At 74.2% G+C, this 26,644-nt stretch carries 23 protein-coding genes, 2 tRNA genes and 1 pseudogene; 11 read left to right on the top strand and 15 right to left on the bottom strand.

All coding sequences use genetic code 11. The features are described 5' to 3' along the window. The first annotated feature begins 404 nt into the window (after positions 1-404). Together CLV72_RS03135 and CLV72_RS03130 are read left to right on the top strand one after the other, a co-directional pair. Positions 405-902, top strand: coding sequence for a hypothetical protein (locus tag CLV72_RS03135; protein WP_106238800.1), 498 nt, complete (start codon positions 405-407; stop codon positions 900-902). A gap of 164 nt (positions 903-1,066) precedes the next feature. Next, positions 1,067-1,474 (top strand): hypothetical protein, encoded by a 408-nt coding sequence (locus CLV72_RS03130; protein WP_106238796.1) that lies wholly within the window; start codon positions 1,067-1,069, stop codon positions 1,472-1,474. 583 nt (positions 1,475-2,057) lie between these two features. Here CLV72_RS03130 and CLV72_RS03125 read toward each other — a convergent pair. Then, positions 2,058-2,131 (bottom strand) — tRNA-Met (locus CLV72_RS03125). Between the two features lie 296 nt (positions 2,132-2,427). On the opposite strand from CLV72_RS03125, the gene CLV72_RS03120 reads away from it, so the two are divergent. The 3 genes from CLV72_RS03120 (at position 2,428) to CLV72_RS03110 (ending at position 4,132) form a co-directional block, all read left to right on the top strand. Further along, complete coding sequence (locus CLV72_RS03120) at positions 2,428-2,847, top strand: nitrite reductase small subunit NirD (RefSeq protein ID WP_211302672.1); 420 nt, start codon at positions 2,428-2,430, stop codon at positions 2,845-2,847. Positions 2,848-2,887: 40 nt separating this feature from the next. Continuing rightward, on the top strand, positions 2,888-3,943 hold the full coding sequence (locus CLV72_RS03115) for a GNAT family N-acetyltransferase (RefSeq protein ID WP_106238793.1): 1,056 nt from the start codon (positions 2,888-2,890) through the stop codon (positions 3,941-3,943). A gap of 115 nt (positions 3,944-4,058) precedes the next feature. Beyond that, positions 4,059-4,132 (top strand) — tRNA-Met (locus CLV72_RS03110). A gap of 1,197 nt (positions 4,133-5,329) precedes the next feature. Here the strand turns inward: CLV72_RS03110 and CLV72_RS03105 are convergent. From CLV72_RS03105 to CLV72_RS03085, 5 genes and pseudogenes are all read right to left on the bottom strand, one after another. Next, the gene (locus CLV72_RS03105; RefSeq protein WP_245929915.1) at positions 5,330-8,230 is read right to left on the bottom strand and encodes a UPF0182 family membrane protein; all 2,901 of its coding nucleotides are present in this window, start codon (positions 8,228-8,230) and stop codon (positions 5,330-5,332) included. A 351-nt stretch (positions 8,231-8,581) separates the two neighbouring features. Then, positions 8,582-9,085, bottom strand: a complete 504-nt coding sequence (locus CLV72_RS03100; RefSeq protein ID WP_106238785.1) for a PPA1309 family protein — start codon at positions 9,083-9,085, stop codon at positions 8,582-8,584. Positions 9,086-9,129: 44 nt separating this feature from the next. Continuing rightward, positions 9,130-10,182, bottom strand: a complete 1,053-nt coding sequence (locus tag CLV72_RS03095; protein WP_106238781.1) for a YlbL family protein — start codon at positions 10,180-10,182, stop codon at positions 9,130-9,132. Positions 10,183-10,285: 103 nt separating this feature from the next. Continuing rightward, positions 10,286-10,702 (bottom strand): annotated as a pseudogene (locus CLV72_RS03090) (molybdenum cofactor biosynthesis protein MoaE); the annotation flags it as partial. A 42-nt stretch (positions 10,703-10,744) separates the two neighbouring features. Next, positions 10,745-11,863 carry an NAD-dependent epimerase/dehydratase family protein gene (locus tag CLV72_RS03085; protein ID WP_106238773.1) on the bottom strand — a complete coding sequence of 373 codons (1,119 nt, stop codon included), beginning with the start codon at positions 11,861-11,863 and terminating at the stop codon, positions 10,745-10,747. A 61-nt stretch (positions 11,864-11,924) separates the two neighbouring features. On the opposite strand from CLV72_RS03085, the gene CLV72_RS03080 reads away from it, so the two are divergent. Both CLV72_RS03080 and CLV72_RS03075 read left to right on the top strand, forming a co-directional pair. Beyond that, complete coding sequence (locus tag CLV72_RS03080; RefSeq protein WP_106238769.1) at positions 11,925-13,316, top strand: zinc-dependent metalloprotease; 1,392 nt, start codon at positions 11,925-11,927, stop codon at positions 13,314-13,316. Continuing rightward, positions 13,313-13,897, top strand: coding sequence for an NUDIX hydrolase (locus CLV72_RS03075; RefSeq protein WP_245929833.1), 585 nt, complete (start codon positions 13,313-13,315; stop codon positions 13,895-13,897). The genes CLV72_RS03080 and CLV72_RS03075 overlap by 4 nt, the downstream gene beginning before the upstream one ends. A gap of 394 nt (positions 13,898-14,291) precedes the next feature. Here the strand turns inward: CLV72_RS03075 and CLV72_RS03070 are convergent, their stop codons facing one another. Together CLV72_RS03070 and CLV72_RS03065 are read right to left on the bottom strand one after the other, a co-directional pair. Further along, the gene (locus tag CLV72_RS03070; protein ID WP_106238766.1) at positions 14,292-14,942 is read right to left on the bottom strand and encodes a glycosyltransferase family protein; all 651 of its coding nucleotides are present in this window, start codon (positions 14,940-14,942) and stop codon (positions 14,292-14,294) included. Further along, complete coding sequence (locus CLV72_RS03065) at positions 14,939-15,493, bottom strand: M48 metallopeptidase family protein (RefSeq protein WP_106238762.1); 555 nt, start codon at positions 15,491-15,493, stop codon at positions 14,939-14,941. The genes CLV72_RS03070 and CLV72_RS03065 overlap by 4 nt, the downstream gene beginning before the upstream one ends. 267 nt (positions 15,494-15,760) lie before the next feature. On the opposite strand from CLV72_RS03065, the gene CLV72_RS03060 reads away from it, so the two are divergent. From CLV72_RS03060 to CLV72_RS32030, 3 genes are all read left to right on the top strand, one after another. After that, the gene (locus CLV72_RS03060; protein ID WP_106238758.1) at positions 15,761-16,837 is read left to right on the top strand and encodes a thiamine biosynthesis protein ThiF; all 1,077 of its coding nucleotides are present in this window, start codon (positions 15,761-15,763) and stop codon (positions 16,835-16,837) included. Between the two features lie 83 nt (positions 16,838-16,920). After that, positions 16,921-18,294, top strand: a complete 1,374-nt coding sequence (locus tag CLV72_RS03055; protein ID WP_106241187.1) for an ABC1 kinase family protein — start codon at positions 16,921-16,923, stop codon at positions 18,292-18,294. Between the two features lie 165 nt (positions 18,295-18,459). After that, positions 18,460-18,636 (top strand): hypothetical protein, encoded by a 177-nt coding sequence (locus tag CLV72_RS32030; protein ID WP_170140852.1) that lies wholly within the window; start codon positions 18,460-18,462, stop codon positions 18,634-18,636. Positions 18,637-18,711: 75 nt separating this feature from the next. Here CLV72_RS32030 and CLV72_RS32025 read toward each other — a convergent pair whose 3' ends face one another. The 6 genes from CLV72_RS32025 to CLV72_RS03030 form a co-directional block, all read right to left on the bottom strand. Next, positions 18,712-18,879: a hypothetical protein gene (locus CLV72_RS32025; protein WP_170140851.1), complete on the bottom strand. Its 168-nt coding sequence runs from the start codon at positions 18,877-18,879 to the stop codon at positions 18,712-18,714. A gap of 89 nt (positions 18,880-18,968) precedes the next feature. Further along, positions 18,969-19,238: a WhiB family transcriptional regulator gene (locus tag CLV72_RS03050; RefSeq protein ID WP_106241184.1), complete on the bottom strand. Its 270-nt coding sequence runs from the start codon at positions 19,236-19,238 to the stop codon at positions 18,969-18,971. A gap of 166 nt (positions 19,239-19,404) precedes the next feature. Continuing rightward, entirely contained in the window at positions 19,405-19,746 is a 342-nt protein-coding gene (locus CLV72_RS03045; RefSeq protein ID WP_106238754.1) for a hypothetical protein, read from the bottom strand. Between the two features lie 203 nt (positions 19,747-19,949). Then, positions 19,950-20,822: an acyl-CoA thioesterase II gene (gene tesB, locus CLV72_RS03040; RefSeq protein WP_106238750.1), complete on the bottom strand. Its 873-nt coding sequence runs from the start codon at positions 20,820-20,822 to the stop codon at positions 19,950-19,952. A gap of 17 nt (positions 20,823-20,839) precedes the next feature. After that, entirely contained in the window at positions 20,840-22,900 is a 2,061-nt protein-coding gene (locus CLV72_RS03035; RefSeq protein WP_106238745.1) for an ATP-dependent helicase, read from the bottom strand. A 159-nt stretch (positions 22,901-23,059) separates the two neighbouring features. Then, the gene (locus CLV72_RS03030; RefSeq protein ID WP_342755646.1) at positions 23,060-23,449 is read right to left on the bottom strand and encodes a winged helix-turn-helix transcriptional regulator; all 390 of its coding nucleotides are present in this window, start codon (positions 23,447-23,449) and stop codon (positions 23,060-23,062) included. A 96-nt stretch (positions 23,450-23,545) separates the two neighbouring features. Here CLV72_RS03030 and CLV72_RS03025 point away from each other — a divergent pair, with 96 nt between their 5' ends. Beyond that, positions 23,546-24,517 (top strand): zinc-binding dehydrogenase, encoded by a 972-nt coding sequence (locus CLV72_RS03025; protein WP_106238741.1) that lies wholly within the window; start codon positions 23,546-23,548, stop codon positions 24,515-24,517. Here CLV72_RS03025 and pabB read toward each other — a convergent pair. Beyond that, on the bottom strand, positions 24,507-26,603 hold the full coding sequence (gene pabB / locus CLV72_RS03020; protein ID WP_106238737.1) for an aminodeoxychorismate synthase component I: 2,097 nt from the start codon (positions 26,601-26,603) through the stop codon (positions 24,507-24,509). The genes CLV72_RS03025 and pabB overlap by 11 nt on opposite strands. Between the last annotated feature and the right edge of the window lie 41 nt (positions 26,604-26,644).

Raw genomic sequence — 26,644 nt, 5'->3', positions numbered from 1 at the left:
CAGCCCCCGCCCGGCTCTCGCGGTCGGACCGCGATGCGCGCGAAAATGGTGTTGGGGTCGTCCCCCCGGGCGGGAGGGGGACCGCCGCGGGGGCGGCGGAGGGGCCGGTTTTCCGGATGGTGGTGCGCGGCTCGCGGCCCTGGTGTGCGGCCCTCGGGTGGTGGCCTGGGGGCGCGGTCCGTCCGCACCCCGACGCGGCCGTGCGTACGTCCGGTGCCTCGGCGGCACGCCGGCACCCGGTCCAGTTCCCTGGCCGGTTCCTGTGCTCCCTGATCGAATTCTCCGGTGCCGCCCCGCGCTGGATCCGCTTCCCGTGCGCGCGCCTCAGGGGGCGCAGTCCTCACGGTCGTCCGAATCGCGCGCGTATGCCCCACGCTCGCGCCTGGTTGGCTACGCTGCCGCCCGTGAACCTCGCATCGCGCTTCCTCACCGCCCCCGCCGCGGCGCTACTCGTGCTCGCCGCCGCTTGCGGCGCACCCGCCGCCGACGAGCCCGCGGCCGCCGACAACGCCACGCCCCAGGCGGTCGAGGTGCCCCCGGACATCGCCTTCTCCCCCGAGACGATGACCTGCGAGCCGCACCTGACCACCACCGTGGCGGGCTCCTGGCAGACCGCCGCCCCCCGCAGCCCTGTCGGGACCGACGCCGAGGTCCGGGTGGCGCTCCGCGACGCCGAAGGCTCCGCCGAGATCCCCGTCCAGGCCCGCGTCACCTCACCCGACGGCACCGTCTTCACCGCCGAGGCCACCGCGGCCGCCGCCGAATGGGCCGAAACCGCCTTCCCCGCCGACTACACCCCCACCCCCGAGGAGATCTCGACAGGCGTCTACACCGTCCTGTGGTACACCACCGGCCCCGACGGCGAGACCTTCGTCTCCTGCGACGGCTTCGAACTGGAGTAGAACCGCCCCCTCGCTGCGTACCCCCCGGCTCGTACGGCGCAAGGACGCGATCTCCGAACCACGAGCCCCTGCCCCTGAACCGCACAGCCCCGAACTTTCCCCTCCTCCAACTGCTTGAAATTCTTCTTTTTCGTCGCTAACTTCTTCGCGAGGAAGGAGTGGCGATGCCCACGACGATCGAAGTAGATGAGCAGACCTACCGCTCACTTGAGTTCGCAGCCCGCATGAGCGGCTGCACCGCAGGCGAGGTGGTTGCACGACTGGTGGCTTCCGCGAGCATGCCGTCTGCGAAAACAGAGGAAATGGAGCATCCGGAGACGGCCAGCGGCCTGCCGGTGTACGCCGACTACGAAGGACACCGCACGCAGGGCAGGTACGACCCGAGCACTTCGCGAATCGACATCACGTCGGGCCCGCTCACCGGCCAGAGCTTCAAGTCCCCGACCGGCGCCGCCCGCGCCGTGGTGACCCACTACAAGCCCGACGTCAACCCCAACCGCAACGGCTGGACTTTCTGGGTCCTCGCCGACGGCTCCGGCAAGCTCCTCCAAAGCACCCGAGAGCCCTCGTAACCGCCCAGGCACAACAACGGTTCTTCCTCACCAGCTCTCAACCCCGTCGGAGGCGAGGGCGCACCCCACAGCCCTGGACAACGGCTGGCCTCCCACCGGGTTCCGGCCCCCAGATTCCCCCACACCGTCAAGGTGCGGCCTCAACGGTGTGCGGGGTGAGGAGCGCCCCACAGTCGTGAACGACGGCCGATCCCCCACCAGGTTCCGCTTCACCCCACATCGCCGAGGTGGGTCCTCGACGGTGTCCGGGGGTGAGGGGCGTAGCCCCACAGCCGCGAACGACAACCGGTCACCCACCAGGTTCCGCTTCACCCCACATCGCCGAGGTGAGACCTCAACGATGTCCCGGGGGCGAGGGGCGCAGCCCCACAGCCGTGAACGACGACCGATGTCCCGACCCGATTCTGTTTCCCCCCACATCGTCGGAGTGAGTCCTCGACGTTGTGGGGGTGGGGGGGTCCAGGGGGGCGCCAGCCCCCCTGGTGTGGGGGGCTCCGGGGGGCCATGCCCCCCGGGCAGACACGCGAAGGGCCCGGCGGTGAAGCAAGCAGAAGGCTTGCGAACACACCGGGCCCAGGGCACGTAGCGGGGGCAGGATTTGAACCTGCGACCTCTGGGTTATGAGCCCAGCGAGCTACCGAACTGCTCCACCCCGCGTCGGGATGCCGTAACTCTATGGCCTGCGGATGGTCACCGCAAATCGGTTCGGGGCGGTGCGGGGCGGGGCGGGTTTTACCTGGTGGTGATCGCGGAGACCCGGTCGGGAAACAGCGGGGGGCGAGGATCGGTGCCGTCCGCCGCTCCACAAGTGCGGTGGGCGGTGCGGGCGGGTTCCGGGGTTCGGGTCGGTTGGCGCTGTCGGCGGGTGCCGGTGGCGGGTCGGCGGGGTCGCGGTGGGCTATGAGCTCTTGCCTGTCCGTGCCGCGTCCGCTTCGACACCGAGGGAGCCGCTGATGTCCGTTCCGACGATGGTCCGGGTGCTGTCCGTGCCTGATCCGTTGGCCTCGCCGTCGACGGGGCGCTTGCACTGGGGTGCGATCGCCTTGGGCGATTGGATCGATGCGGGCCCGGTGGCGGATCTGGTGGCGGGCCATGGGCATCGGGCGCTGCTGCGCGGCTGCCAGATCGCGGTGTTCCGCACTCCGGCGGGCACGGTGCACGCGCTGGACGATTTCGATCCGGTGAGCGGCGCCTACGGCCTGAGTTCGGGTGCGGTCGCGGATGTGGGGGGTGTCCCGTCGGTGTGGTCGCCGTCGTCGGGGCGGCGTTTCGATCTGTGCACAGGGCGGTGCCTGGATCTGGAGGGTGCGCGGACGGTGGAGGTCTATCCGGTGCAGGTGCGTGCGGGCCGGGTCGAGGTCGGGCTGCCGTAGGCCGCGCCGTCGGCTGGAGTGATCGGACGAAGGAGCTGTCGTGCCTCTGTGGCGAATCCGAGTCAAGGTGGAGGACCGCCCTGGCCGCCTGGCCGGGCTGACGCGTGTGCTGGCGGCCGCGAAGGAGAACATCCTCGGGATCACGGCGCAGATCGATTCGGCGGGGGTGATCGACGAGTTCCTGGTGACGGGGCCGCGTGATCCGGGGCCGCTGATGGACGCGCTGCGCCAGGCGCCGTCGGCGGAGACGATCGCGGCGGTCCCCGCGAGTCCGGCGGAGCTGGTCGACGAACCCACCCGGGTGCTGCTGCTCGCGTCGCGGTTGAAGGCGAGTCCGCAGGCGCTGCCCGAGGTGCTGCGCGATCTGCTGCGTGCCGAGGACGCCGCCTGGGTCGACGGCGCCGCGTCCGCCGACGACCTTGAGCAGGACGGCGGCGGGGAGCTGCTGGTGCGGGTGGGCGGCGCGCGGCACATCCGGCTGCGAAGGCCCGCCATGCCGTTCACGCTGACGGAGGCCGCCCGGGCCGACGCGATGGTGCGTGCGGTCCTCCCTTCCGCGGCCACCCCGTCACGGGTGCACCGGCTCCGGCTGGCGGACGGCGCCGGTCTGACCGTGCGCGAGCTGGACGCCGCCGACCTGTCGGAGCTGCAGCGGCTGCACGACCGCTGCAGCCCGGAGAGCCGCAGGTCCCGCTACGGCGGCGCGGTCGACGCCCTCACACCGCGCATGTTCGAGGGCTTCTGCGATCCGGGCCGCGGCATCAGCCTGGTGGCCCGCCCCGAAGGCGCGTCGGAGGCCGCCGCCGTCGGCCACCTGCTCTACACGGACCGCCCCGGCACCGCCGAGCTGGCCCTCCTCGTCCGGGACGACTGGCAGGGCCGCGGGCTCGGCACCCACCTGGCCCGCCTCCTCCTCCACATCGCCCGCGACCACGGCCTCGCCGAGATCCACACCGTCACCGACGCCGGCAACGGCCCCATGCTCACCCTCGCCCGCCGCCTGGGCGCCCAGCTCACCCCGCTCCCCGGCCACGCCACCGAAGCGCGCTTCAGCACCACCCGCGACCACCACACCGCCAGACCGCAGCCCAACTAGCCGACCCGCGCCCCCGCCACCGGACGACGGCACCGCCCCGACCGCACAGCGGGCGCGGTTGCGGTGAAACGATTTGGACCCGCGCCCCCCACCCCCTACACTGAAGGCATCCCGACGCGGGGTGGAGCAGTTCGGTAGCTCGCTGGGCTCATAACCCAGAGGTCGCAGGTTCAAATCCTGCCCCCGCTACGTGCCCTGGGCCCGGTGTGTTCGCAAGCCTTCTGCTTGCTTCACCGCCGGGCCCTTCGCGTGTCTGCCCGGGGGGCATGGCCCCCCGGAGCCCCCCACACCAGGGGGGCTGGCGCCCCCCTGGACCCCCCACCCCCACAACGTCGAGGCCGCACCCCGACGATGTGAGGGAAACCAGAACCCGGTGGGGGATCGGCCGTTGTTCACGACTGTGGGGCTGCGCCCCTCGCCCCCGCACATCGTTGAGGCCGCACCCCGCGATGTGGGGGAACCGGAATCGAGTGGGTGACCGACCGTCGTGCACGACAGTGGGGCTGCGCCCCTCACCCCCGGACACCGCTGAGGACCCACCCCGCGATGTGGGGAGAACCAGAACCTGGTGGGTGACCGGCCGTCGTTCACGGCTGTGGGGCTGCGCCCCTCACCCCCGGACACCGCTGAGGACCCACCCCGCGATGTGGGGAGAACCAGAACCTGGTGGGTGACCGGCCGTCGTTCGCGACTGTGGGGCTGCGCCCTTCACCCCGCACACCGTTGAGGCCGCACCCCCGCGGCGTGGGTGAAGCGGAACCCGGTGGGAGACCGGCCGTCGTTCACCACTGTGGGGCTACGCCCCTCACCCCCTGGACACCGTTGAAGTCTCCCCCCGCGATGGGGGGAAACCGGACCGGGGGCAGCAGCACGCGGTGTTCACGGCCTTGAGGCTGCATTTTCCGCTGGCACCTTTGCGGGCTCGCCTCGGCGAGGTGGGGGCTCGACCCGCTTGGTGGTTCGCTTGTGTTCGCGAGGGCGGTGCTTTTCGGTCCTGGTGGCCTTGGGTTTTCATCTCGGTGGTGTGGGGTGCGCCGGGACCTGGTGGGGGGTCGACTGATGTTCGTGGTTCTGGGGTTGTGGGCCGCGTCGCCATACCAGTGGGCTCTCGCGTTGGCGGTGTGGGGGAACTGAATCCGGTGGGCCGTCGGCCGTTGTTCTTGGTTCTGGGGGTGCGCACCTCGTCCCTATGACGTTGAGGGTTCACGGTGGTGGCTTGGCGTGAACCGGACCGGTGAGGGACGGCTGTGGTTCGGGGCGTGCTGCGCTTCCCTCGGTCGTGGCGGCGTTGGGATGGGGGCACGCCTGCGTCGTCGGATACGACGGAGACCGGGAGCGGCCTAAGGCCGCTCCCGGTCTCCGTGGTGGGTCGGGTCCGCTTTCGGGTTACTCGCCTTCGGGGCTGGGGGCGGGGGACGGCTCGGCGGTGCCGGAGTCGTCCACCTGGCTGCCGCCGCCCATGAGGCGGGCGGCCTGCTCCAGGGCGGCGGCGAGGTCTTCGTTGGCCTCGCCGTAGGCGGCGAAGTCGCCGGCCTGGAGGGCCTCCTGGCCGGCCTCGTAGGCGGCGGTGGCGTCGTTGAGGGCCGCGCGGACCTCAGGGCTGACGGTGCCGCCCTCGACGCCTTCCAGGTCCTCGGGGAGCTCGCTGGGGTCGCCTTCGAAGACCTGGTTCAGGGCGTCCTGGAGGTTGGTGCCGAAGCCGATGGAGCCGCCGTAGAGGACCAGCACCCTGCGGAGCACCGGGTAGGGCTCGGCCTGGCTCTCGGTGGACTGGACGTACACGGGCTGCACGTACAGGAGTCCGCCACCGAAGGGCAGGGTGAGCAGGTTGCCGTTGATGGTCTCGGAGTCGCCGATCCGCAGCACGTTCAGGGTGTCGGCGACCTCGGTGTCGGAGTTGAAGGAGTTCTGCACCTGCCCGGGGCCCTGGATCGGGGAGTCGGTGGGCAGCTGGAGCAGCTGGATCTGGCCGTAGTCCTCCCCCGGCGCCGAGCTGACCGCCATGAAGGCGGCGAGGTTCGGCCGGTCGCGCGGCACGAAGGCGGAGGTCAGCGAGAACCGGGGCTCGGGGTCGCACTGGTCGGCCTCCGCGCCCTCGGTCTCCGACGGCGGCTCCTCGGCGGCGCCGCCGCCCTCGGCGGCCTCGGCGTTGTCCTCGGGCCGCGACGGGCAGGGCATCTGCACGGTCAGGTAGTACGGCGGCTGCGAGATGCCGGACTCCTGGGTGGGGTCGTCGGGAACCAGCCAGAAGTCGCCGCCGCTGTAGAAGGCGCCGGGCTCGGTGACGTGGTACTGGGCCAGGATGTGCCGCTGGACCTTGAACAGGTCCTCGGGGTAGCGGAAGTGCTGCAGCAGCTCCTGCGGGATCTCCTCGTGCTCCTGCACGACGCTGGGGAAGGCGTTCATCCAGGTGTGCAGCACGGGGTCCTCGGTGTCCCACTCGTAGAGGTTCACCTCGCCCGTGTAGGCGTCGACCGTGGCCTTGACGGAGTTGCGGATGTAGTTGAGGCGGTCGGTCGGCTGCTGCTGGACGGCGCCGGTCTGGGTGGAGGTGTCGCTGGTGGCCTCGCCGAAGCTGACGCGCTGGCTGTAGGGGTAGGCGTCGGAGACGGTGTAGGCGTCGACGATCCAGACGATCCGGCCGTCGACCACCGCCGGGTACGGGTTGCCGTCGAGCGAGAGGAAGGGCGCGACCTGCTGGATGCGTTCGCGGGGCTCGCGGTTCAGCAGGATCTGCGACTCGCTGTTCAGCTCGCTGGTGGAGAGCAGGAAGTTCGCGTCGCGCAGCACGATGGCGTAGAGCAGCCGGTTGAAGAAGCCGCCGACGGGGACGCCGGAGTCGCCGGTGTAGGTGTAGCTCTGCTGGCCGCCGCTGGCCTCGTCGGGGTAGTCGTACTCGCGGGGGGCCGCGCCCTCGGGCGCGCCGACGATGGCGTAGTCGGAGGTGCGCTCGCCGAAGTAGATGCGGGGCTGGTCGATGCCCAGCTCGCCGCTGGACGGGATGTCGCGCTCGATGAACGCGGGCCGGCCGGTGTCGTCGACCTCGCTGCCGGGCGCGGCCACCAGGCCGTAGCCGTGGGTGTAGACGAGGTGGCGGTTGATCCAGTTGTCCTGGTCGGCCGGAACGGCGCCCATCTCGCGGGCGGCGATCACGGTGTCGCGGAGGTTGCCCTCGGCGTCGGGGTACCGGTCGACGTCCAGCTGCTCGGGGAACTCGTAGAAGCCGCGGATCTGCTGGAGCTGCTGGTAGGCGGTGGAGACGACGTTGGGGTCGAGCAGCCGCACGCCGGAGATGGTCTCGGCCTCGCTGGCCAGTTCGTTGGGCGTCAGCTCGGTGTTGGCGTTGTAGTCGATGATCTCGGCGTCGGCGACGTCGTAGGCGGCGCGGGTGGCCTCGATGTTGCGCTCGATGTAGGGCTCCTCCATCCGCGCCTCGTTCGGCTGCACCTGGAACTGCTGCACGATCGCCGGGTAGGCGACGCCGAGCAGGAAGGCGGAGATGCCGAGCATGAGGAGGCCGACGATCGGCAGCATGGCGCCGCGCCGGATGATGTTGGCGAAGAAGAGCAGCGCGCAGATGACCGCGATCCCGGCGAGGATGTACTTGGCCGGGAGCAGGGCGTTGACGTCGGTGTAGGACGGGCCGTGCACGTAGCCGCGCTCGGAGTAGGCCAGGCCGTAGGTGTCGAGCCAGTAGGCGACCGCCTTGAGCAGCACGAAGATGCCGAGCAGCACCGACAGGTGCACCCGCGCGGCCGGGGTGGCGCGCTCGCCCTGGGTCTGCAGCCGCACCCCGCCGTAGACGTAGTGGGTGATGACGGAGGTGATCAGCGCGAGGATCACGCCGCCGAACAGGTAGGACATCACCAGCCGGATGAACGGATAGGTGAACATGAAGAAGGAGATGTCCGTACCGAACTGCTGGTCGGTGACGCCGAAGGGCTCCTGGTTGGAGAAGGTCAGCCAGGTCTGCCAGCCGCCGGCCGCCGAGGCGCCGGCCATCAGCGCGAGCACCCCGACCAGGCCCCAGAAGATCATCCTGCGCAGGGGGTCGATGGTCATCCGGTAGCGCTCAAGACCCTGCTGCTCCAGGGAGAACGGCCGGTAGGTGGGGCGGACCCGGTAGGCGATGTAGGTGTTGACGCCCACGAAGAGGCCCATGACGGCCGCGCCGGCGGCGAACATGATGGCCTGGGTGCGCAGCTGGGTGAGGAAGACCTCGGTGTAGTCGACCGAGCGGAACCACAGGTAGTCGGTCCAGAAGCTCGCGTAGAGCACGACGAGCATCACGAGGATCACTACTGCGGCGACCACCGGCACGATGAGCCGCGAGCGGCCTCGCGACGCCTGTGCTCCACCGGGCGAACGGAAGGTCACGCCTCCCCCTATCAGGGTCGATCTCTACAGGCTGCTCGGGGCGTGGTGACCGCCGCATGCCATGGCTTCTCTTGTCTTCAACTCGCCGCCGAGCCGCCGGGTTCCCGGGCGCCGCGGGTGCGGGACGGGCGTCGCGGGCGGCGGCCGCGGGGAGCCGCTCGGTCTCTGCAATGTAGTAGATGCGTGCGGCGGCGTCGCCCCCCGCGCTCCGCCGTGTCCGTCCCGTGCGGCCGGACGGGCGCGCGTACGCGCCCGGAGCGTTCAGTCGCGCAGGGTCACGGCCAGGGCGGCGGTCAGCGCCGGGATGAGGTCGGGGCCGGACAGCACCTGGTCGTCGCTGTCGTGCGCGCGCATCCGCAGCGCGGAGTGGCGGGAGCCGTCGCGCAGCACGGCGGCGACCATGCGGACGTCCTCGCGGCCGGGCTGCCGTGCCGCCCATTCGGCGGGGTCGGCTCCGTCCGGCGGCTCGTCGGCGCCGTCGAGCATGATCCGCTCCAGTACGAGGGCGCAGCCGGCCACCGACTCGGGCCAGGCGATCCGCTCCAGCAGCGTCTCCAGCGGAACGTCGGCGGGCAGCCGGTCCTGGCGCAGCGGGGTGAGGCCGTCGGGCTCGGACTCGGCGAGGCCGAGTTGGGCGGCGAGTTCGGGCTGCTCCTCGCGGAGGCGGCCGGTGGGCACCAGGGCGTACAGCGCGGGCGGCTGGTCCCAGCCGCCCGAGGCGGCGTGGCGCTCGATGTCGTGGACGACGTCTGCGAGTGTGGGCACCCCACCATCTTGCCCGCTGCCGGGAGCGGACCGGGCGGGCCGCGTCACGGGCACCGGGGCAGCTCGCCCTCGCCGGTGCGCAGGGTCTCCAGCGCCTGGATGGCGCCGTCGAGGGTGTCCACCCGGACGACGTCGAGCCCCTCGGGCGCGTCGGCGGCGGCGTCGCAGTTGCCGGCCGGGATCAGGAAGACGGTGGCGCCGTCGCGGGCCGCGCCGACGAGCTTCTGCGGCACCCCGCCGACCGGGCCGACCTCGCCGTCGACCGTGATCGTGCCGGTGCCGGCGACGTGGTGGCCGCCGGTGAGGTCCTCGCCGCCGATGATGTCGACCAGCGAGAGCGCGAAGATCAGGCCGGCGCTGGGGCCGCCGATGTCCTCGACGGTGATGTCGACCTCGACGGGGAAGTCGTAGCTGGCCTGCACGACCACGCCCACGACGCTCTGCTCGGGGTCGCCCTCGGCCGCCTCGGTGGTGAGCTCGACCTCGGTGGGCTCGCCCTGGCGGTCCACGTCGATGACGACCTCGCTGCCCGGCTCGCGGTCGCGGATCAGCCCGGCCGCCTCCTCGGGGCTGTCGACGGGCTCGCCGTCGACCTCGGTGATGACGTCGCCGATCTCCAGCTCGCCGTCGGCGGGCATGCCCTCCTGCACGCCGCCGACGGCGACGGCGGCCTCGACGGGCATCTCCAGCTGGCGCAGGGCCGCGGCGGTGGCGACCGTCTGGGAGTCGACCATCATCTGCTGGTTGGCCTGGTCGACGTCGTCGGCGCTCTGGTCGGGCGGGAAGAGGGTCTCCTGGGGGACCACGGCGCGGTCCGGCTCGATCCAGGCCGACAGCGCCGTGAACAGGTCGAGCGGGCTGCCGGGGCCGCCGGTGTAGGAGATGGTGACCATGCGCAGCTCGCCCTCGGTGGCGGGCACCTCGTGGCCGTCGACCGTGATGAGCGGTGGCTCGCCGCCGCCCCCGATGACGTTCTCGGTGGGGCCGGGCTGCAGGACGATGTACGGCACGGGCAGCAGCACGCTGGCCACCGCCAGCACCAGGACGAGCGCGCCCGCGACGATGAGGGTGAGGGATCGGCGGAGTAGGCCAGGCATGCAGCGAAGCTTATGCGTACCCGGTGCCGGTTCCGGTGCCTATGGGAGGTGTCGGCGCGCTCGCCGCGTCCGCGGGCTCCCCCGGCCGGCCGGGCTCCTCACCCGCGCCCACCCACTCGGCGGTGCCGTCGGTGAACCGCTGGTGCTTCCAGATGGGCACCTGGGCCTTGATGTCGTCGATCAGCCGCCGGCAGCCGTCGAAGGCCTCGGCGCGGTGCGCGGCGGCCGCGGCGACGACCACGGCGGTGTCGCCGATCGCCAGCTCGCCGACCCGGTGCACGGCGGCGACGGCGCGCAGCGGGATGTCGGCGGCGACCCGCTCGACGACCTCCCTGAGCCGGTCGGCGGCGCTGGGGTGCGCGGAGTAGGCGAGGCCGCCGACCCGGCGGCCGGCGTCGTCGTCGCGCACGGCGCCGACGAAGACGGCGATGCCGCCCGCGCCGGGGTCGGCGACGGCGGCGAGCGCCTGGTCCGCCGTGATGGGGTCCTCGCTCAGGCCGATCAGTCTGATGACGTCCACGCCCCGACGTTACCCGGCCGCGGCGCCCGGCGCCGCCCCGCGTCAGCCGCGGCCGCGCCTGCGGGCCCGGCGCAGCACCACGGCGGCGCCGATGACGGCGACGGTGGCGCCCGCCGCGGTGGCGGTGGCGATGGTCGCCTCTCGCGCGCCGACGTGGCGGCCGAGCGCGTGGTGGCCGGAGCGGGCGTCGAGGAGCACGCGCAGGGCGGCGGCGTTGTCGTGGGCGGGGCGCCAGCCGGCCTCGCGCAGGGCGGCCGCGTCGACCACCCAGGGGTAGACCATGAAGGCCAGCTCGCCGGCGGGGGCGGGGGTGACGCCCATGTGGTGCAGCCGCTGCGCGGTGCCGAAGGTGATCGTGGCGGGCAGTTCGAGCTTGCGCAGCCCGGAGATCTCCAGCGCCTCCTGGGAGTCCAGCCATCCGTCGCAGCCGACGGCCAGCGGCCCCGACAGCCGGTGGGAGACGATGAACTCCAGTGCGCTGACCAGGTCGTCGACATGGCAGAACTGCCAGCGCTGCTGCGCTCCCCGCACGGTGAGCAGGCGCGGCGCGGCGAAGTGGCGGGTGGCGTAGCTGTCCAGGCCGGGGCCGACCAGCGCGGCCGGGCGCACGACCGTGACGCGCAGCCCGGGATGCGTCCTGCGGGCCCGCTCGGCCAGTTCCTCGATCTCCAGGAAGTCGCCGACGAGGCCGGAGTCGTGGTCGGCGCGGCTCAGCTCGCCCTCGGCCATCGGCACCGGGTTGTCGGGGCGCGCGCCGTAGACCATCGAGCTGGTGACCAGGACGACGTGGGGGACGCGCTCGGCGGCGGCCGCGGTGAGGACGGTCTGCGCTCCGCGCACGTTGTAGGCGCGGCGGCGGCGCGCGGGGGTCTCGACGGAGCGGTCGTCGTCGAGGTGCACGATCACGTCGACCCCGGTGAGGCGCGCCGCCAGGCGGGGCGCGCGGACGTCGACGAGCCGCCAGGTGACGCCCCGGACGTCACCGCGCCGCTCGTCGATGGCGACGACCTTGGCCGCGGTGTCGGAATCGGCCAGCCGCGCGACCAGTGCGCGGCCGACTCCATCGGCCGCTCCGGTGACCGCAACGACTGGACGGTGGTGGGGGGTTCCCGCCTCGGCCGTGCTGCGCCGAGGGCGAACCTGGCCGTTTGATGTATTCACCCCGGTCGGCTCCAAGCTAACGTGACAGATGTGATACTTCCATCCTGCCCGAGGTCGAACCGTGAGTGACGTCCCCTTTGGCTTTGGTATGCCAAATGAACCAGACGACGAGTCCGGACGGCGCGGCGGCGGCGCGGGCGGCTCCGGCGGCGGTGCCGGAGGCGGCGGTGGCGGCGGCGGTCCCCAGGACCCGTTCGGCGGCATGTTCGACCCGAACATGATGGCCGACATGCTCCGCCAGTTCGCCGACATGATGTCCAAGCAGGGTGACGAGCCGGTGAACTGGGACGTCGCCAAGAACGTGGCGCGCCACGCCGTCAGCGAGCACGGCGACCCCAGCGTGAGCCCGGCGCAGCGCGCCCAGGTGGAGTCCGCGCTGCGGCTGGCCGACCTCTGGCTGGACAGCGCCACCACCCTGCCCTCCGGGGTGCGCACCACCGAGGCGTGGAGCAGGGCGGAGTGGGTGGAGAACACCCTGCCCACCTGGTCCAAGCTGTGCGATCCAATCGCGGCGCGCGTGGTGGAGTCGATGGGCGCCGGGATGCCCGAGGAGATGCGGGCGGTGGCCGGGCCGCTGCTCGGGCTGGTCAGGCAGATGGGCGGCATGATGGTCGCCCAGCAGTCGGGGCAGGCCGTGGGCGCGCTGGGGCGCGAGGTGGTCGGGTCCACCGACGTCGGGCTGCCGCTGGGCAAGCCGGGCACCGGTGTGCTGATCCCGTCGGGTGTGGCGGAGTTCGGCTCCGGGCTGGAGATCCCCGACGACGAGGTGCGGCTGTACCTGGCGCTGCGCGAGGCGGCCCACCAGCGGCTGTTCGTGCACGTGCCCTGGCTGCGCGGCCACCTGATGGGCGCGGTGGCCGACTACGCACGCGGCATCGACTTCGACACTTCCCGGTTCGAGGACCTGATCGGGCGGGTCGACATCAACAACCCCGAGTCGCTGCAGCAGGCGCTGAGCGGCTCCGACGCGCTGCTGGAACCGCAGCAGACCCCGCAGCAGAAGGCGGCGCTGACCCGGTTGGAGACCGTGCTCGCGCTGGTCGAGGGCTGGGTGTCCGTGGTGGTGGACGAAGCGGTGGGCGGCCGGCTGCCGCACGCCGCCGCGCTGGCCGAGACGATGCGGCGGCGGCGCGCCTCCGGCGGACCGGCCGAGACCACCTTCGCCACCCTGGTCGGGCTCGAACTGCGGCCGCGCCGGCTGCGCGAGGCCGCCGAGCTGTGGCGGGAGCTGGGCGCCGTGCGCGGTCCCGAGGGCCGCGACGCGGTGTGGAACCACCCCGACCTGCTGCCCTCCGCCGACGACCTCGACGACCCGGCCGGCTTCGTCCGGCGGCAGACCGACGAGGACGCCGCGCCGCTGGACATCTCGGAGCTGGAGGCCGGCGGCTCCGGCGAGGCGCCGCGCGAGGACCCCGGGCCCGACTCCGGCGGCGAGCGGCCGGACGACCGGTGACGGCCGCGGCGGAGCGCGGTCCCTCCGTCGCCGAGGGGCTGCACGCCGACGCCGCGCGGCTGCTGGCGGGCTGGCCGCCGCCCGACGGTGCGCAGGACGCCCTGCGCCGCGACTACCTGGCGCACCTCTCCGCGCACCCTGACGCCATGTGGCGCTCCTGCCTGCCGGGCCACCTCACCGCCAGCGCGGCGGTGCTGGACGCCTCGGGGCGGCGGGTGCTGCTGACCCTGCACGCCCGGCTGCGGATGTGGCTCCAGCTGGGCGGCCACTGCGAGGCCGGCGACCTCTCCCTGCTCGGTGCGGCGCTGCGCGAGGCGGCCGAGGAGTCGGGCATCGGCGGGCTGCGGCCGCTCGGCGGGCCGGTCCGCCTCGACCGGCACCCCGTTCCGTGCGGCGGCGGCTCCTTCCACCTCGACGTGCAGTTCGCGATGGTGGCCCCGGAGGGGGCCGTCGCGGTCCGCGACGCCCGTGAGTCCGACGACCTGGCCTGGTTCCCGGTCGGCGGCCTGCCCGAGGGCGTGGACGGCTCGGTGCGCGCGCTGGTGGCGGCGGCCATCAGCCGCTTCGACCGGGGCGGCTGAGCCGGTCGGGTCATCCGCGCAGGTGGCTCTGCTCGCGGACCTGTTCCGCCGCTGCGGCGGCGCGGTGACGTGCCGTCCCCGAAGTCGCGCGGGCCCGGGTTCCCGGCTCGGCCGGCAGCCGGGTCGATACGCCCAGGAGCGGGTGCGCTTCGTCACCGGGTGTGTCCGCTCGCTCCGGACCCTGTGCCAGGTCATGGCGGTTCCCGTGTCCGCCGGAAACCGCGGCGCCTCCGTCGTTACGCTGGGTGGCGACCGCTCGTTCCGGCGCCGGCGCAGGCGGCCCGCTCGGCCGAGCGGGTGCTGGCGCTGTTCGCGCCGGAGCTCCGCGGCGTCGAGGGCGCGCGGGCGCACGGCCGTGGCGGCTGCCGGAGCACGAGCGGGGCGGGCTCGGCGGCTATCCGCCGCCAGTGGTCGAGCCGGACCGATCCGGCGCGGGCGCCGGTGGGCGGGAGAGCAGGGTGCGGGTGGCGTCCCAGCCCTCCAGGCCCGGGTCGAGCAGGGCGAGGTCGGCGGGCGCGGTGAGGCGGTGCCAGCCGGGGCCGACCGCGACATCGCGGCGGCGGGGGGCGCCGGCGAGGGCGCCCATCGCGTCGGGGCCGTCGAGGTCCACGGGGCCGAGCCAGCCGGGGGCGGGCAGTCGCGCGGCCAGGGCGACGAGCCGGCCGTCGGCGGTGGGGCAGACGGCGACCGGTGCGGAGCCGAGGGCGCGGAAGAGCTTGCCGACCAGCAGCGGAGGCAGGTCGGGGGCGTCGGCGGCGACCAGCGCCGCCTGGTCGGCGCCCGCGGCGGCGAACTGGTCGAGCGCGGCGCGGGTGGGCTCGGAGCCGTCGTCGGGCAGCCGGATCAGCGGGGTGCCCGGCCAGACCAGTTCGTCGAGGCCGTGCGGGGCGCGGGGGCCGGCCACCAGGCCGGCGGTGAGCAGTTCGAGGCCGGCCAGGGTGTCGTAGACGTCCTCGGCCATCGCCAGGGCGAAGGCGGCCGGGTCGACGCCCGGGGGCGCCGCGGTGCTCGGGCCGGTGACGAGCGCCGCGGCGACACGTCTCATCGCTTGGCGGGGTCGGCGCCCTGGGTGGCGAGGGCCGGGTCGGGGGCGGCCAGCCGCGGCGCGGCCACCACGCCCTCAAGGAAGCCCCTGGCCCGCTCGGCCTTGGGGTACTGGCCGACGAGCTTCCAGAACTCGGGTCCGTGGTCGGGCACCAGCAGGTGCGCGAGTTCGTGCAGGAGCACATAGTCGACCACCCAGGACGGCATGCCGACCAGCCGCCTGGAGAGCCGGATGGAGCCGTCGGCGGGGGTGCACGAGCCCCAGCGGGAGTTCTGGTTGTCGACCCAGCGGACGCTGACGGGCGCGGCCTTGCCGTCAAGGTAGCGGGCCGCCAGATCGGCGGCCCGCTCGAGCAGTTCGGCGTCGCTGGGTTTGCGCCGCATCTCGCGGGCGGCGAGCCGCTGCAGCATGCGCGACACCCAGCGCTCTTCCTCCGCGTGGGACAGGCGCGCGGGCAGCAGAACGACGGTCTTGTCCCCGTCCCGGTAGGCGGACACGGTCCGCCTGCGCCGGGGACTTCGCCGTACCTCGACGATGGGTTCCACAGGCACAATTGCACGTTAGCTGACCAGCGGGATTTTCCACAGGGGGGCGGCGGTCCGGTCCAGGCCACGCCGGAATAATTTGCCTGGGCGACATATGCGGACACCGCCGCGGACATCGCCCGCCCGCAGGCGATGTCCGCGGGCGGCACCGTCGGGCCGGCCGGCGCCGCGCTGTGGAAAACGGCGAGGGCGAACCGAATTCTCTAGGGAGCTTATCCACAGGACGGGAATCGGTACTGACCGCATCCGCGCTCCGCCTGCCACGCTGAGCGCATGCTCCCGTATCTCAAGCCGACGCTCGCCCGGCTCTGGCGCAGCCCCGGCACCCTCCAGATCGGCACCCACCCCAGGCGCGCCCGCGCCGTGCACGGCCTGCCCGAGGGTGCCGCCCCCCTCATCGCGGCACTCGACGGGCGGCACGGCCTGAGCGAGATCCTGCGGCTGGGCCGCCGGCTGGGCGTCTCGCGTGCGTGCGTGCACCAGATCATCGCCCTGCTCGCCGCGGCCGGCCTGCTCGACGACGCCCACCGCCGCCCGGCCGGCCTGCCGCCCGACGAGTTGGCCCGGCTCGCCCCCGAGATCGCGGCGGTCGCGGTGGCGCTGCGCACCGGCGACGGCGGCGCCTCGGTGATCGGGCGGCGGCGCGGGCGCATGGTGCGGATCTACGGCGGTGGCCGCCTCGGCGCCGCCATCGCCACCACCCTGGCCGCCTCCGGCGTCGGCCACATCGCCGTCCGCGCCAGCGGCGAGACCACCCATGCCGACGTCGGGCCGGGCGCCGCCGGCTGGAGCGATGTCGGCCGCCCGCGCTCCGACACCGTCCGCGACGCCGTGCTGCGGGCCGGTCCGCGCACCCGCGTGCACGACGACGGCGTCCCCGACCTCGCGGTCCTCGCCTCCAGCGGCTACGTCGACCCGCTGCTCGGCGCCGAACTCGTCGCCGAGGGCGTGCCGCACCTGGCCGTGGCGGTGCGCGAGGCGGTCGGCATCGTCGGGCCGCTGGTGCTGCCGGGCGGCTCCAGCTGCCTGGGCTGCATGCACGCCGTGCGCACCGACCGCGACCCCGCGTGGCCGAAGCTGCACGAGCAGCTGCTGGACGGCTCCGAGGACGGCTCGGCGGCGGCGCTGGTCGCGGCCACCGCGGCGCAGGCCGCCACCCAGGCGCTCGGGCAGCTCGACGGATTCGCCAGCGCCGCCGTCGGCGGCACCCTGGAGGTCGTGTGGCCCGACTGGCGGTGGGAGCGCCGCTCCTGGCCGCGGCACCCGGCCTGCGGCTGCGCGCGGCGCCGACCGCGGGTGCGCGGCGGGCCGCCCCGGCTGGAACCGAGCGCGCCTCCCGCCGATCCGTGACCGCCTCCGGCGCGCGTCCGCCGCCCGGCGGCGCGCGCCACCCCACTCGCCTGCGGGTCCGAGCAGCGCTTAGGCTGAAAACCGTGAGCGATCTGCCCCAACGCGCGGTCACGCGCACCGCCAAACTGGCCGCGCTGCCGTTGAGGTACGCCAGCCGGACCGCGCTGGGGTTCGGCAGGAGGATGGCCGGCCAGTCGGCCGACGACGTCGCCGCCGACATCCAGCGCCGCACCGCCGACCAGGTCTTCAGCGTGCTCGGCGAGCTCAAGGGCGGGGCGATGAAGCTCGGCCAGGGCCTGTCCATCTTCGAGGCGGCGCTGCCCGACGAGATCGCCGGCCCCTACCGCGAGACGCTCACCCGCCTGCAGGAGTCGGCGCCGCCGCTGCCCGCCGCGGCCGTGCACCGGGTGCTGGCCGAATCCCTCGGCCCGGACTGGCGCGACGGCTTCGCGCACTTCGACGACCGGCCCGCGGCCGCCGCCTCCATCGGGCAGGTGCACCGCGCGGTCTGGCACGACGGCCGCGCCGCGGCGGTGAAGATCCAGTATCCGGGCGCGGGCCGGGCGCTGCGCAGCGACTTCCACCAGCTCGCCCGGGTCGGCCGGCTGTTCGCGGTGATGATGCCCGGGCTGGAGGTCAAGCCGCTGCTCGCGGAGCTGAAGGACCGCATCATCGAGGAGCTGGACTACGGCCTGGAGGCCGACGCGCAGCGCGGCTTCGCGGCCGCCTACGCCGGCGACCCCGAGTTCCGCATCCCCGGGGTACTGGCCGCCGCGGAGCGGGTGCTGGTCAGCGAGTGGCTGGACGGCACCCCGCTGTCTCAGGTCATCGCGCGGGGCAGCCAGGCCGAACGCGACCGCGCGGGCACCCTCTACGCCCGCTTCCTGTTCTCCGGCCCCACCCGGGCCGGGCTGCTGCACTCCGATCCGCACCCGGGCAACTTCCGGATGACGCCCGACGGCCGGCTCGGCGTGCTCGACTTCGGGGCGGTGAACCGGCTGCCCGACGGCCTGCCGGTGGCGCTGGGCCGGTTCACCCGCATCGGCCTGATGGGCGACGCAGAGACGGTGGTGGCCGGGCTGCGGGCCGAGGGCTTCATCCGGCCGGGCGTCGACGTCGACGCCCAGGCCGTGCTGGACTTTTTGCTGCCCAGCGCCGAGCCCACCCGGCACGAGACCTTCGCCTTCAGCCGCGAGTGGCTGCGGCGGGAGGCGGAGCGGATGGCCGACCGCGACTCCACCGCGGTGCTCAGGCAGCTGAACCTGCCGCCGTCCTACATGCTGATCCACCGGGTCATCGCCGCCGCCACCGGCGTGCTCTGCCAGCTCGGCGCGCGGGTGCCGCTGCGCTCGGAGTTCGAGCGCTGGGTGCCCGGTTTCCCCGAGGACCTCGAACGCGATATGGCCGAGGAGGCGGCGTCCGAGGCGCGGGCCGACGACGACCGCGTACCGGGCTGAGCCCTCGGCCCACCGCGCGGCCGGCGGGACGGATCGTCGCGCAGGTGCGTTCCGGCACGCGATCCGGTCGGCGAGCCGCGGCCGGGCGCCGGCCGGAATGTGGGGAATGCTGCTTCGCGGCGGAGTGCGTCCGGCGCCGCCGGCGCCTTGCCTAGCCTTGAGCCCATGAACGGGATACGGATCCTCTGCCCGGCCTGCGGCGGGCGGCGCTGGCGGTACGTGGCGCGGGCCGGCGTGCTCTACGACCGGATGCTCTCCCTCGGGGTGCGCGAGCCCTGCCCGCACTGCGCGGAAGCGGGCCGGCCGGAGGCGGGCGCCGGAAGGCCCGGCGGCGAACCATGACGCGGCACGGCGACGGCGGCGGGCCCCCGCCGCCCCTGTAGGGCGGGGGCCCGCCGCCCCGGTGGCCGCGCCGGCTCAGCGGATGAGCGTGACCGAGCGGTAGAGGCGGATTAAGGCCTCCTCGGACTGCCTGCGCGCCCGGCGCCTGGCGAGCAGCCGCCGCGCCGAGCGGATCGCCTCGCGCTCTTCGACGCGCTCCTGCGCCCGGCGGTCCTCTTCGTAGTTGGGCTTGTTGATGAACACGTCTCACTCCTGGAGTCGTCACACACGGCGGATGGAGGGTGAGGGGCGGCGGCGCGGCCGGGCCGCGCCGCCGTCCGGGAGCTGCGCCGTCAGGCCGCGACCTCGGCGGCCTCGTTCTTGCGAGGCCGGCCGCGCGGGCGCTTGCGGGGCACGACCACCCCGCGCAGGAACAGCTCGCCGCCCCACACACCCCAGGGCTCGCGGCGCTCCCGCGCGGCGGTCAGGCACTCCTCGCGCACGGGGCAGTCGCCGCAGATGGCCTTGGCGGCCTCGACGTCGGCCGGAGCCTCAGCGAAGAACAGATCCGGCACCTCGCGGCACGGGATGTCGACCTCACCCAGCCACGGAGCCACTTCCATGGGCCCGAACACGGGTGTCCTCCCTACGTTTCGTCGTTTCAGGGATTGCGGCTCGAGTGGTCAAGCCAGGGACCTGAAACCACCCCGGTCTCATCGGGGCGGAAACGAAAGAACCGCGGTCCCCAGCTGGGGTCCGCGGCCTGAGGGAGACATCCCGGCCGTGTAGCTAGGCCGGGGCCCTCCGATCTCGCGGACCCTCGTGGGCATCCGTTCCGATGCCCGTCAGTTGCATGGCGCTGCCCAGTTCCCGAAGAGTGCCGGGGCGCGGGTCTTCCCCGACGCCGCGGACGCGCTTCGCCACGGGGGCGAAGGGACGGGAGGCGACCTGCTGCGCGTCGCGCGCCACCGCAGGCATGCCGCCGCCCATGGCAAGGCGACGGTCCACGCCGGCATCGGCGGTCACCACAGCCGAGAACGGAGTGGCCGCGACCAGATACCGCAGGGAGCACACCGAGGTGGCCCACATCGGCTGGGTGAGCTGCGCATGAGCGCTAATCAACGTCGCCACGTGGAACCACCTCCAAGAGATCCGCCGGTGGGAGTCCCCTCCCACGGCCGTGTGATCGAACGGCTAAAGCCTACGCACCCGGCTCCGATCGCGGCAACATATTTTTGACCTGCGATTTCGCCGATCCCGGCCAGAAGTTTTTCGGAACCGCCGTCGGCGCGTCCCGCTCCGCGCCGCCCGGCCGCCGGGGCCGGGCCACCGACCTATCCGGTCCGCTCCGCGTCGCCGGACGGCCGCATCGGCCGGATCAGCCCCTCCTGCACGACCGAGCACACCAGCCGCCCCTCGGCGGTGAACACCTCGCCGCGTGCGAGTCCGCGTCCACCGCCGCCGAACGGGGTCTCCTGGGCGTACAGCAGCCAGTCGTCGATCCGGAACGGGGCGTGGAACCACATGGCGTGGTCCAGGCTGGCCATCTGCACGCCGTTGAAGGTGCGGCCGTGCGGCAGCAGGGTGGTGTCGAGCAGGGTGACGTCGGAGGCGTAGGTCATCAGGCAGACGTGCAGCAGCGGGTCGTCGGGCAGCTTCTCGGCGGTGCGCAGCCACACCTGGTTGCGGGTGGTCCGCAGCCCGGGATCCCGCTCGACCTCCCACGACAGCGGCCCGACCGGGTGCATGTCGAAGGCGCGCCGGTTCGGCTGCGGGAGTTCACCGAAGATCGCGCGCAGCCGCTCCTCGACGGGGGGCAGCTCATCGGGCCCGGCCACCTCGGGCATCTCGCTCTGGTGGCTGAGCCCCGGCTCGGAACCGTGGAAGGAGGCCGAGAGGGTGAAGATCGGCTTGCCGTGCTGGATGGCCACCACCCGCCGGGTGGTGAAGGAGCGGCCGTCGCGCACCCGGTCGACCTCGTAGACGATCGGCACCGCGGGGTCGCCCGGCCGGATGAAGTAGGCGTGCAGCGAGTGCACGCGGCGGTCCTCGGGCACGGTGCGGCCCGCCGCGACCAGGGCCTGGCCCGCCACCTGCCCGCCGAAGACCCGCTGCACGGTGTCGTCCGGGCTGCTGCCGCGGAAGATGTTCACCTCGATCCGCTCCAGATCGAGGATGCGCAGCACGTCGGCCAGCCCACTCGCCATCGTCCGCCGCTCCCTCGCTAGTCGCCCGCCGGGTCGGCGCCGCACAGCCCCAGCACCGCAGCACCGTACCTGTTCAGCTTCACCGCGCCGACGCCGGGGATCGCCCCGAGCTCCGCCGCCGACGAGGGCGCGCGCTCGGCGATGGCCTGGAGGGTGGCGTCGGTGAACACCACGTAGGCCGGCACCTTCTGCTCGCGTGACTCCGCGGCGCGCCACTCCCTGAGCCGGTCGAGCAGCGCCTCGTCGTAGTCGGCCGGGCAGTCGGCGCACCGGCCGAGCTTGCGCTCGGCCGCCGCGGTGAGCGGCTGGCCGCAGACCCGGCACGGCTGCGGCCCGGAGAAGGCGCGCCGCGGCGGGCGCTCGGCCGCCAGCGACGGCGAGGCCGGCCGCAGGCCGTCCAGGAAGCGCGAGGGTCTGCGGTTCTTGCGCCCGCCAGGCGACCTGGCCAGCGACCACGACAGCGCCAGGTGCTCGCGGGCGCGGGTGACGCCCACGTACAGCAGCCGCCGCTCCTCCTCGACCTGTTCGGCCGTGTCGGCGTACACGATCGGCATCATGCCCTCGGTGAGCCCGACGAGGAACACCGCGTCCCACTCCAGTCCCTTGGCGGCGTGCAGCGAGGCGAGGGTGGCGCCCTCCAGCTCCGGGGCGTGCTGGGCGGCGGCGCGGGCGCGCAGCTCCTCGACGAAGTCGGCCATGGTGGCGCCGGGGTGTTCGGCGGCCACGTCCTCGGCGAGCTGGGCGAGGGCGGCCAGCGACTCCCAGCGGGCGCGGGCGGAGCCGCCGCCCGGCGGCTCGGGGCTGAGCCCGATCCCGGCCAGGATGTGGCGGACGGCCACCACCATGGCGGCGTCGTCGTCGGCGCGGCGCGCCCCCTGCAGCAGGTGGATGGCCTGCCGCACCTCGGCCCGGTCGAAGAAGCGGTCGGCGCCGCGCATCACGTAGGGCACCCCGGCGTCGGTGAAGGCCTGCTCGTAGGGCTCGGACTGCGCGTTCACCCGGAACAGCACCGCGATCTCGCGGGCCGGGACGCCGGACTCGATCAGCGCCGCCGCCTTGGCGGCCACGGCCGACGCCTCGGCCACCTCGTCGTCGTAGGCGGTGAAGCCGGGCTCGGGGCCGTCGGGGCGCTGCGCGACCAGCTCCAGGCGGTGCCGGGCGGCGGCGCCCCTGGCCTGGCCGATGACGCCGTTGGCCAGCCGGACCACCTGCGGGGTGGAGCGGTAGTCGCGGACCAGCCGGATGACGGCGGCGTCGGGGTGGCGGACCGAGAAGCCGGTCAGGTAACCGGGGGTGGCGCCGGTGAAGGAGTAGATGGTCTGGTTGGGGTCGCCCACCACGCAGAGGTCGTCGCGCTCGCCCAGCCAGGTGTCGAGCAGCAGCTGCTGCAGCGGGCTGACGTCCTGGTACTCGTCGACGACGAAGTAGCGGTACTGCTCGCGGACCTGCGCCGCGACGTCGGCATGCTCGGTCAGCACGGCGGCGGTGAGCTCCAGCATCGCCTCGAAGTCCAGCAGGTTGTGCTCGCGGCGCAGTTCCTCGTACGCCTCGAACACCCGGGCGACCTCGCGCGGTCCGAGCGGGGCGGCGCGGCCGGCCTTGGCGGCGGCGTTCTCGTAGTCCTCGGGCCGGGTCTGGGTGGCCTTGGCCCATTCGATCTCCGAGGCGAGGTCGCGCAGTTCGGTGCGGCCGAGGGCCAGGCCGCTGGTGCGGGCGGCGTCGGCCACCAGGCGCACCTTGCTCTCGACCAGCCTCGGCAGCGGACCGCCGACGATCTTGGGCCAGAAGAAGCCGAGCTGGCGCAGCGCGGCGGCGTGAAAGGTGCGGGCCTGCACGCGCGGCGCGCCCAGGGCGCGCAGCCGGGTGCGCATCTCGGCGGCGGCGCGGGCGGTGAAGGTGACGGCGAGCACGCCGGTCTCGGGCACCACCCCCGACGCGACGGCGTAGGCGATCCGGTGGGTGATGGCGCGGGTCTTGCCGGTGCCCGCCCCGGCCAGCACGCACACCGGGCCGCGGACGGCCCGGGCCACGGCCAGCTGCTCGGGGTCCAGCCCGTCGAGCACCTGATCGGCCTCCATCGGCGCCTCCCCTCGTGCGCGTGATCGCCCGGCTCCCTCCCCATCCTCTCAAGTAGCGGCGGCAACGCGAGCCGCATCCGGGCCCGATTCGCTCCAGGCGCCACATCCGTACCGCGCGGCGGCGCGCCGGGGCGGCGGCCGGCCGGGCGACGGCGGAGGTCAGCGCTCGGCTTCGCCGCGGCTCTCGTAGGCCGCCCTGGCGGCGAGCAGCGCGGTCATGTGCTCGTCGGCCCACTGCCGGCAGGCGGCGATCACCTTGAGCAGCGTGCGGCCGAGCGGGGTCAGCTCGTACTCCACCCGCGGCGGGACCTCGGCGTAGATCGTGCGCGTGACCATGCCGTCGCGCTCCAGCGCGCGCAGGGTCTGGGTGAGGACCTTGGGGGTGACGCCGCGCAGCGGCACCCGGATCTCGGAGAACCGGCGCGGGCCCTCCTCCAGGCACCGGATGACCGCCGCCGACCACTTGTCGCCGATCCGGATCGGCATGGCGCTGTTCGGGCAGGACGGGTCGAACATGTCGGGGTCGAGCGGACGCATGAGTACCCTCACGGTAGCCGGATACCTTTGAAGTAACCAGTATCTCATGGATACCTTCGCCGGTGGGGTGGACTTCCGCCCTGATCCCTACGGTGAAGGAGAAGGCGCATGCGCGTCGTCCGCTTCCATGAATACGGTCCGCCCGAGGCGCTGCGGGTCGACGAGGTGCCCGAGCCGGAGCCCGGCCCCGGCCGGCTGCTGGTACGGGTGGCCGCCGCCGGGGTGGGCCTCGCCGACACGCGGATCCGGGCGGGCCTGGTCCGTGACATGCTCCCGGACCTGCCGCTGCCCTTCTCCCCCGGCTTCGAGGTGGCCGGCACGGTGGCGGCCGTCGGAGCGGGCGCCGACCCGGCCCTGGCCGGCCGGCGGGTGGCCGCCGCGGTCTTCGGCGGCGGCTACGCGGAGGTCGCCGAGGTGGACGCGGAGGCGGCGTATCCGCTGCCCGACGGCCTGGACGACGCCGCGGCGCTCGCCCTGCTCGGCCAGGGCGCGGCCGCCGTCGGAGCCGCCGAGGCCGCCGCGATCGAGCCGGGCGAGACCGTGCTGGTCCAGGCGGCGGCGGGCGGTGTCGGCGGCCTGCTGGCGCAGCTGGCGAAGCGGGCCGGCGCCACCGTGATCGCGGCGGTGGGCGGCCCGGCGAAGTACGCGGCGGCCCTGCGCAACGGCGCGGACCGCGCCGTCGACTACACCGCGCCGGACTGGGCCGACCGCGTCCGCGAGTCGGCGCCCGGCGGGGTGCACGCGGTGTTCGAGGGCACCGGCGGCCCGGTGTCGGCGGCCGCCTTCGGCCTGCTGGCGCCGTCCGTGGGCCGCATGGTCGTCTACGGCGCGTCGAGCGGGCGGATGCCGGAGTTCGACCCGGCCGAGCTCTACCGGCGCGCCGTCGCGGTCCGCGGCTTCGCGTCGGTGCTGCTGCCGCCCGCCGAGCTGGCGCGGCTGCGGAACCGGGCCTTCGCGCTGGCGGCCGGCGGGGAGCTGAGCCCGGCCGCCGGCTCGGCGCTCCCGCTCGCCGAGGCGGCCGCCGCGCACCGCGCGCTGGAGGAGCGGCGCACCACCGGCAAGACCGTGCTCATCCCGTGACCGCGGGCCCGGCGGCGGAGCCGCGCCGCCCGCCGGCGAGGGCGGCGCGGATCTTGAGCAGCATCTCGTCGTACTCCGCCGCCGGGTCGGAGTCGAGCACGATCGCCCCGCCGCCGCCCACGCTGACGCGGCCGTCGTGCACCACCGCCGTGCGGATGACGATGTTGAGGTCGGCGGTGCCGGTCAGCCCGAAGTAGCCGAGGGCGCCCGAGTAGATCCCGCGCGCGTGCCCCTCGATCCGGTCCAGGATCTCCATGGTGCGCAGCTTGGGCGCTCCGGTCATCGAGCCGCCGGGGAAGCAGGCCCGCACCGCGGCCACGGCGTCGACGCCGGGGCGCAGCCGGCCGCGCACGGTGGAGACGAGCTGGTGGACGGTGGCGTAGGACTCCACCGCCATCAGCTCGGGGACCTCCACCGCGCCGGTCTCGCAGACGCGGCCCAGGTCGTTGCGGAGCAGGTCGACGATCATCAGGTTCTCGGCCCGGCTCTTGGGGTCGGCGGCCAGCCCGGCGGCGAGCCGCCCGTCGGCGGCCGGATCGGGGTGGCGCGGGGCGGTGCCCTTGATCGGCCGCGACTCGACCCACCCCTCGGCGTCGACGGCGCAGAAGCGCTCGGGCGAGGAGCACAGCACCCGGGTGGGGCCCAAGGCCAGGTAGGCGGCGTACGGAGCGGGGTTGGCGGCACGCTGCCGCAGGTAGAAGGCGAAGGGGTCGCCGGTGAAGGGGGCGTCGGCCGCGGTCGTCAGGCAGATCTCGTAGCTCTCGCCCGCGCGCAGCAGCCGCCGGCACTCCGCCACGTCGGCGAGGTAGCCGGTGCGTCTTCGGCGCGGGACGACGGTGTCGGGATCGGGAGCCCCGGCGGCGACCGGCAGCGCCCGGCCGCCCATGCCGATCCCGTCGAGCACGGCCGAGGCGCGGTCCAGCCAGCGCTCCGCGTCGGCGGCGGACGCCGGGGTGCCGTCGGTGAGGGCGGCCAGCCAGGTGGCGCCCTGGCGGTGGTCCACCAGCAGCAGCCGGCCGGCCGCCGCCCACACGGCGTCGGGCAGCGGCGCGGTGCGGGCGGCCGCGCCGCCGCACTCGGCCTTCAGCTCGTAGCCGAAGTAGCCGACGTATCCGCAGGCCAGTTCGGGCGGCACGCCGTCGGGCAGGCTGACGGCGCGCTCGGCGATCCGGCCGCCGAGGGCGTCGAAGACCGAGCCGCGCAGATAGCGGGTACCGCCGGGCCCCAGGCACTCGACCTTGCCGGCGCCGACCCGGTAGCGCAGTACCTCGCCGTGCGGGCCCTGCGGCGCGCCGAGCAGCGAGTAGCGGCCGCTGCCGGCGCCCGGCGCGCCGCTGTCCAGCCAGAACGCGTACTCGTCGGCGCCGAACAGGGCCTGGAAGGCCTCGGGCGCCGGGACCTCGCGGTCCAGGCGCCGGTGCGCCAGGCGCCAGCCGCCCCGTGCGGTGCGCACCGGGCGGCGCGGCGCCCCGGTGCCGGTGCGGCGCGGCGCGGCCGGGCGGCGCGCCGGGGCGTGCCGCAGCGCCAGTTCGCGGAAGTTGCGCAGCAGCCGCGCCCCGTGCGCGCTGCCGACCGACTCGGGGTGGAACTGCACACCCCACCACGGCAGCACGGTGTGCGCCAGCCCCATCAGCACACCGTCCTCGGCCCACGCCGTCGCCGCCAGCTCCGGCGGCAGCGGCTCGGCCACGCACAGGGAGTGGTACCGGACGGCGGCGAAGTGCTGCGGCACTCCGGCGAACAGGCCCTCCCCGGTGTGCGCGACGCGGCCGACGTGCCCGTGCCTGGGCTCCGGCGCCGGGCGAACGGCGGCGCCGGCCAGCAGGCCGAGCAGCTGGTGGCCCAGGCATACGCCCAGCACCGGCAGCTCGGTGCGGGCCAGCAGCGCGGGCAGCGCTCCGACGTCGCGGGCGGTCGCGGGATGGCCGGGGCCCGGCGAGACGACCAGCGCCGCCAGGTCCGCGGGCAGCGGGTCGGGGATCTCGTCATTGCGGACGACGAGCGGGGGCTCACCGTAGACCTCGCCGATCAGCTGGGCGAGGTTGTAGGTGTAGGAGTCGTAGTTGTCGATCAGCAGCGTGCGCATCGCGCTGCTCCGGCAGGTCGGACGGCGCGCGGCCCGCCGGG

It is taken from the genome of Allonocardiopsis opalescens, assembly GCF_003002095.1.
GTDB lineage: Bacteria > Actinomycetota > Actinomycetes > Streptosporangiales > Streptosporangiaceae > Allonocardiopsis > Allonocardiopsis opalescens.
This window is presented reverse-complemented; position numbering and strand designations above follow the sequence as displayed.

Excerpts from the sequence above, each read along its gene's own strand:
- CLV72_RS03130 (WP_106238796.1), top strand. The coding sequence starts at position 1,067 with ATGCCCACGACGATCGAAGTAGATGAGCAGACCTACCGCTCACTTGAG.
- CLV72_RS03120 (WP_211302672.1), top strand. The coding sequence starts at position 2,428 with ATGTCCGTTCCGACGATGGTCCGGGTGCTGTCCGTGCCTGATCCGTTG.
- CLV72_RS03105 (WP_245929915.1), bottom strand. The coding sequence starts at position 8,230 with ATGCTCGTCGTGCTCTACGCGAGCTTCTGGACCGACTACCTGTGGTTC.
- CLV72_RS03095 (WP_106238781.1), bottom strand. The coding sequence starts at position 10,182 with ATGCCTGGCCTACTCCGCCGATCCCTCACCCTCATCGTCGCGGGCGCG.
- CLV72_RS03070 (WP_106238766.1), bottom strand. The coding sequence starts at position 14,942 with ATGAGACGTGTCGCCGCGGCGCTCGTCACCGGCCCGAGCACCGCGGCG.
- CLV72_RS03060 (WP_106238758.1), top strand. The coding sequence starts at position 15,761 with ATGCTCCCGTATCTCAAGCCGACGCTCGCCCGGCTCTGGCGCAGCCCC.
- CLV72_RS32030 (WP_170140852.1), top strand. The coding sequence starts at position 18,460 with ATGAACGGGATACGGATCCTCTGCCCGGCCTGCGGCGGGCGGCGCTGG.
- CLV72_RS03050 (WP_106241184.1), bottom strand. The coding sequence starts at position 19,238 with ATGGAAGTGGCTCCGTGGCTGGGTGAGGTCGACATCCCGTGCCGCGAG.
- tesB (WP_106238750.1), bottom strand. The coding sequence starts at position 20,822 with ATGGCGAGTGGGCTGGCCGACGTGCTGCGCATCCTCGATCTGGAGCGG.
- CLV72_RS03035 (WP_106238745.1), bottom strand. The coding sequence starts at position 22,900 with ATGGAGGCCGATCAGGTGCTCGACGGGCTGGACCCCGAGCAGCTGGCC.
- CLV72_RS03025 (WP_106238741.1), top strand. The coding sequence starts at position 23,546 with ATGCGCGTCGTCCGCTTCCATGAATACGGTCCGCCCGAGGCGCTGCGG.
- pabB (WP_106238737.1), bottom strand. The coding sequence starts at position 26,603 with ATGCGCACGCTGCTGATCGACAACTACGACTCCTACACCTACAACCTC.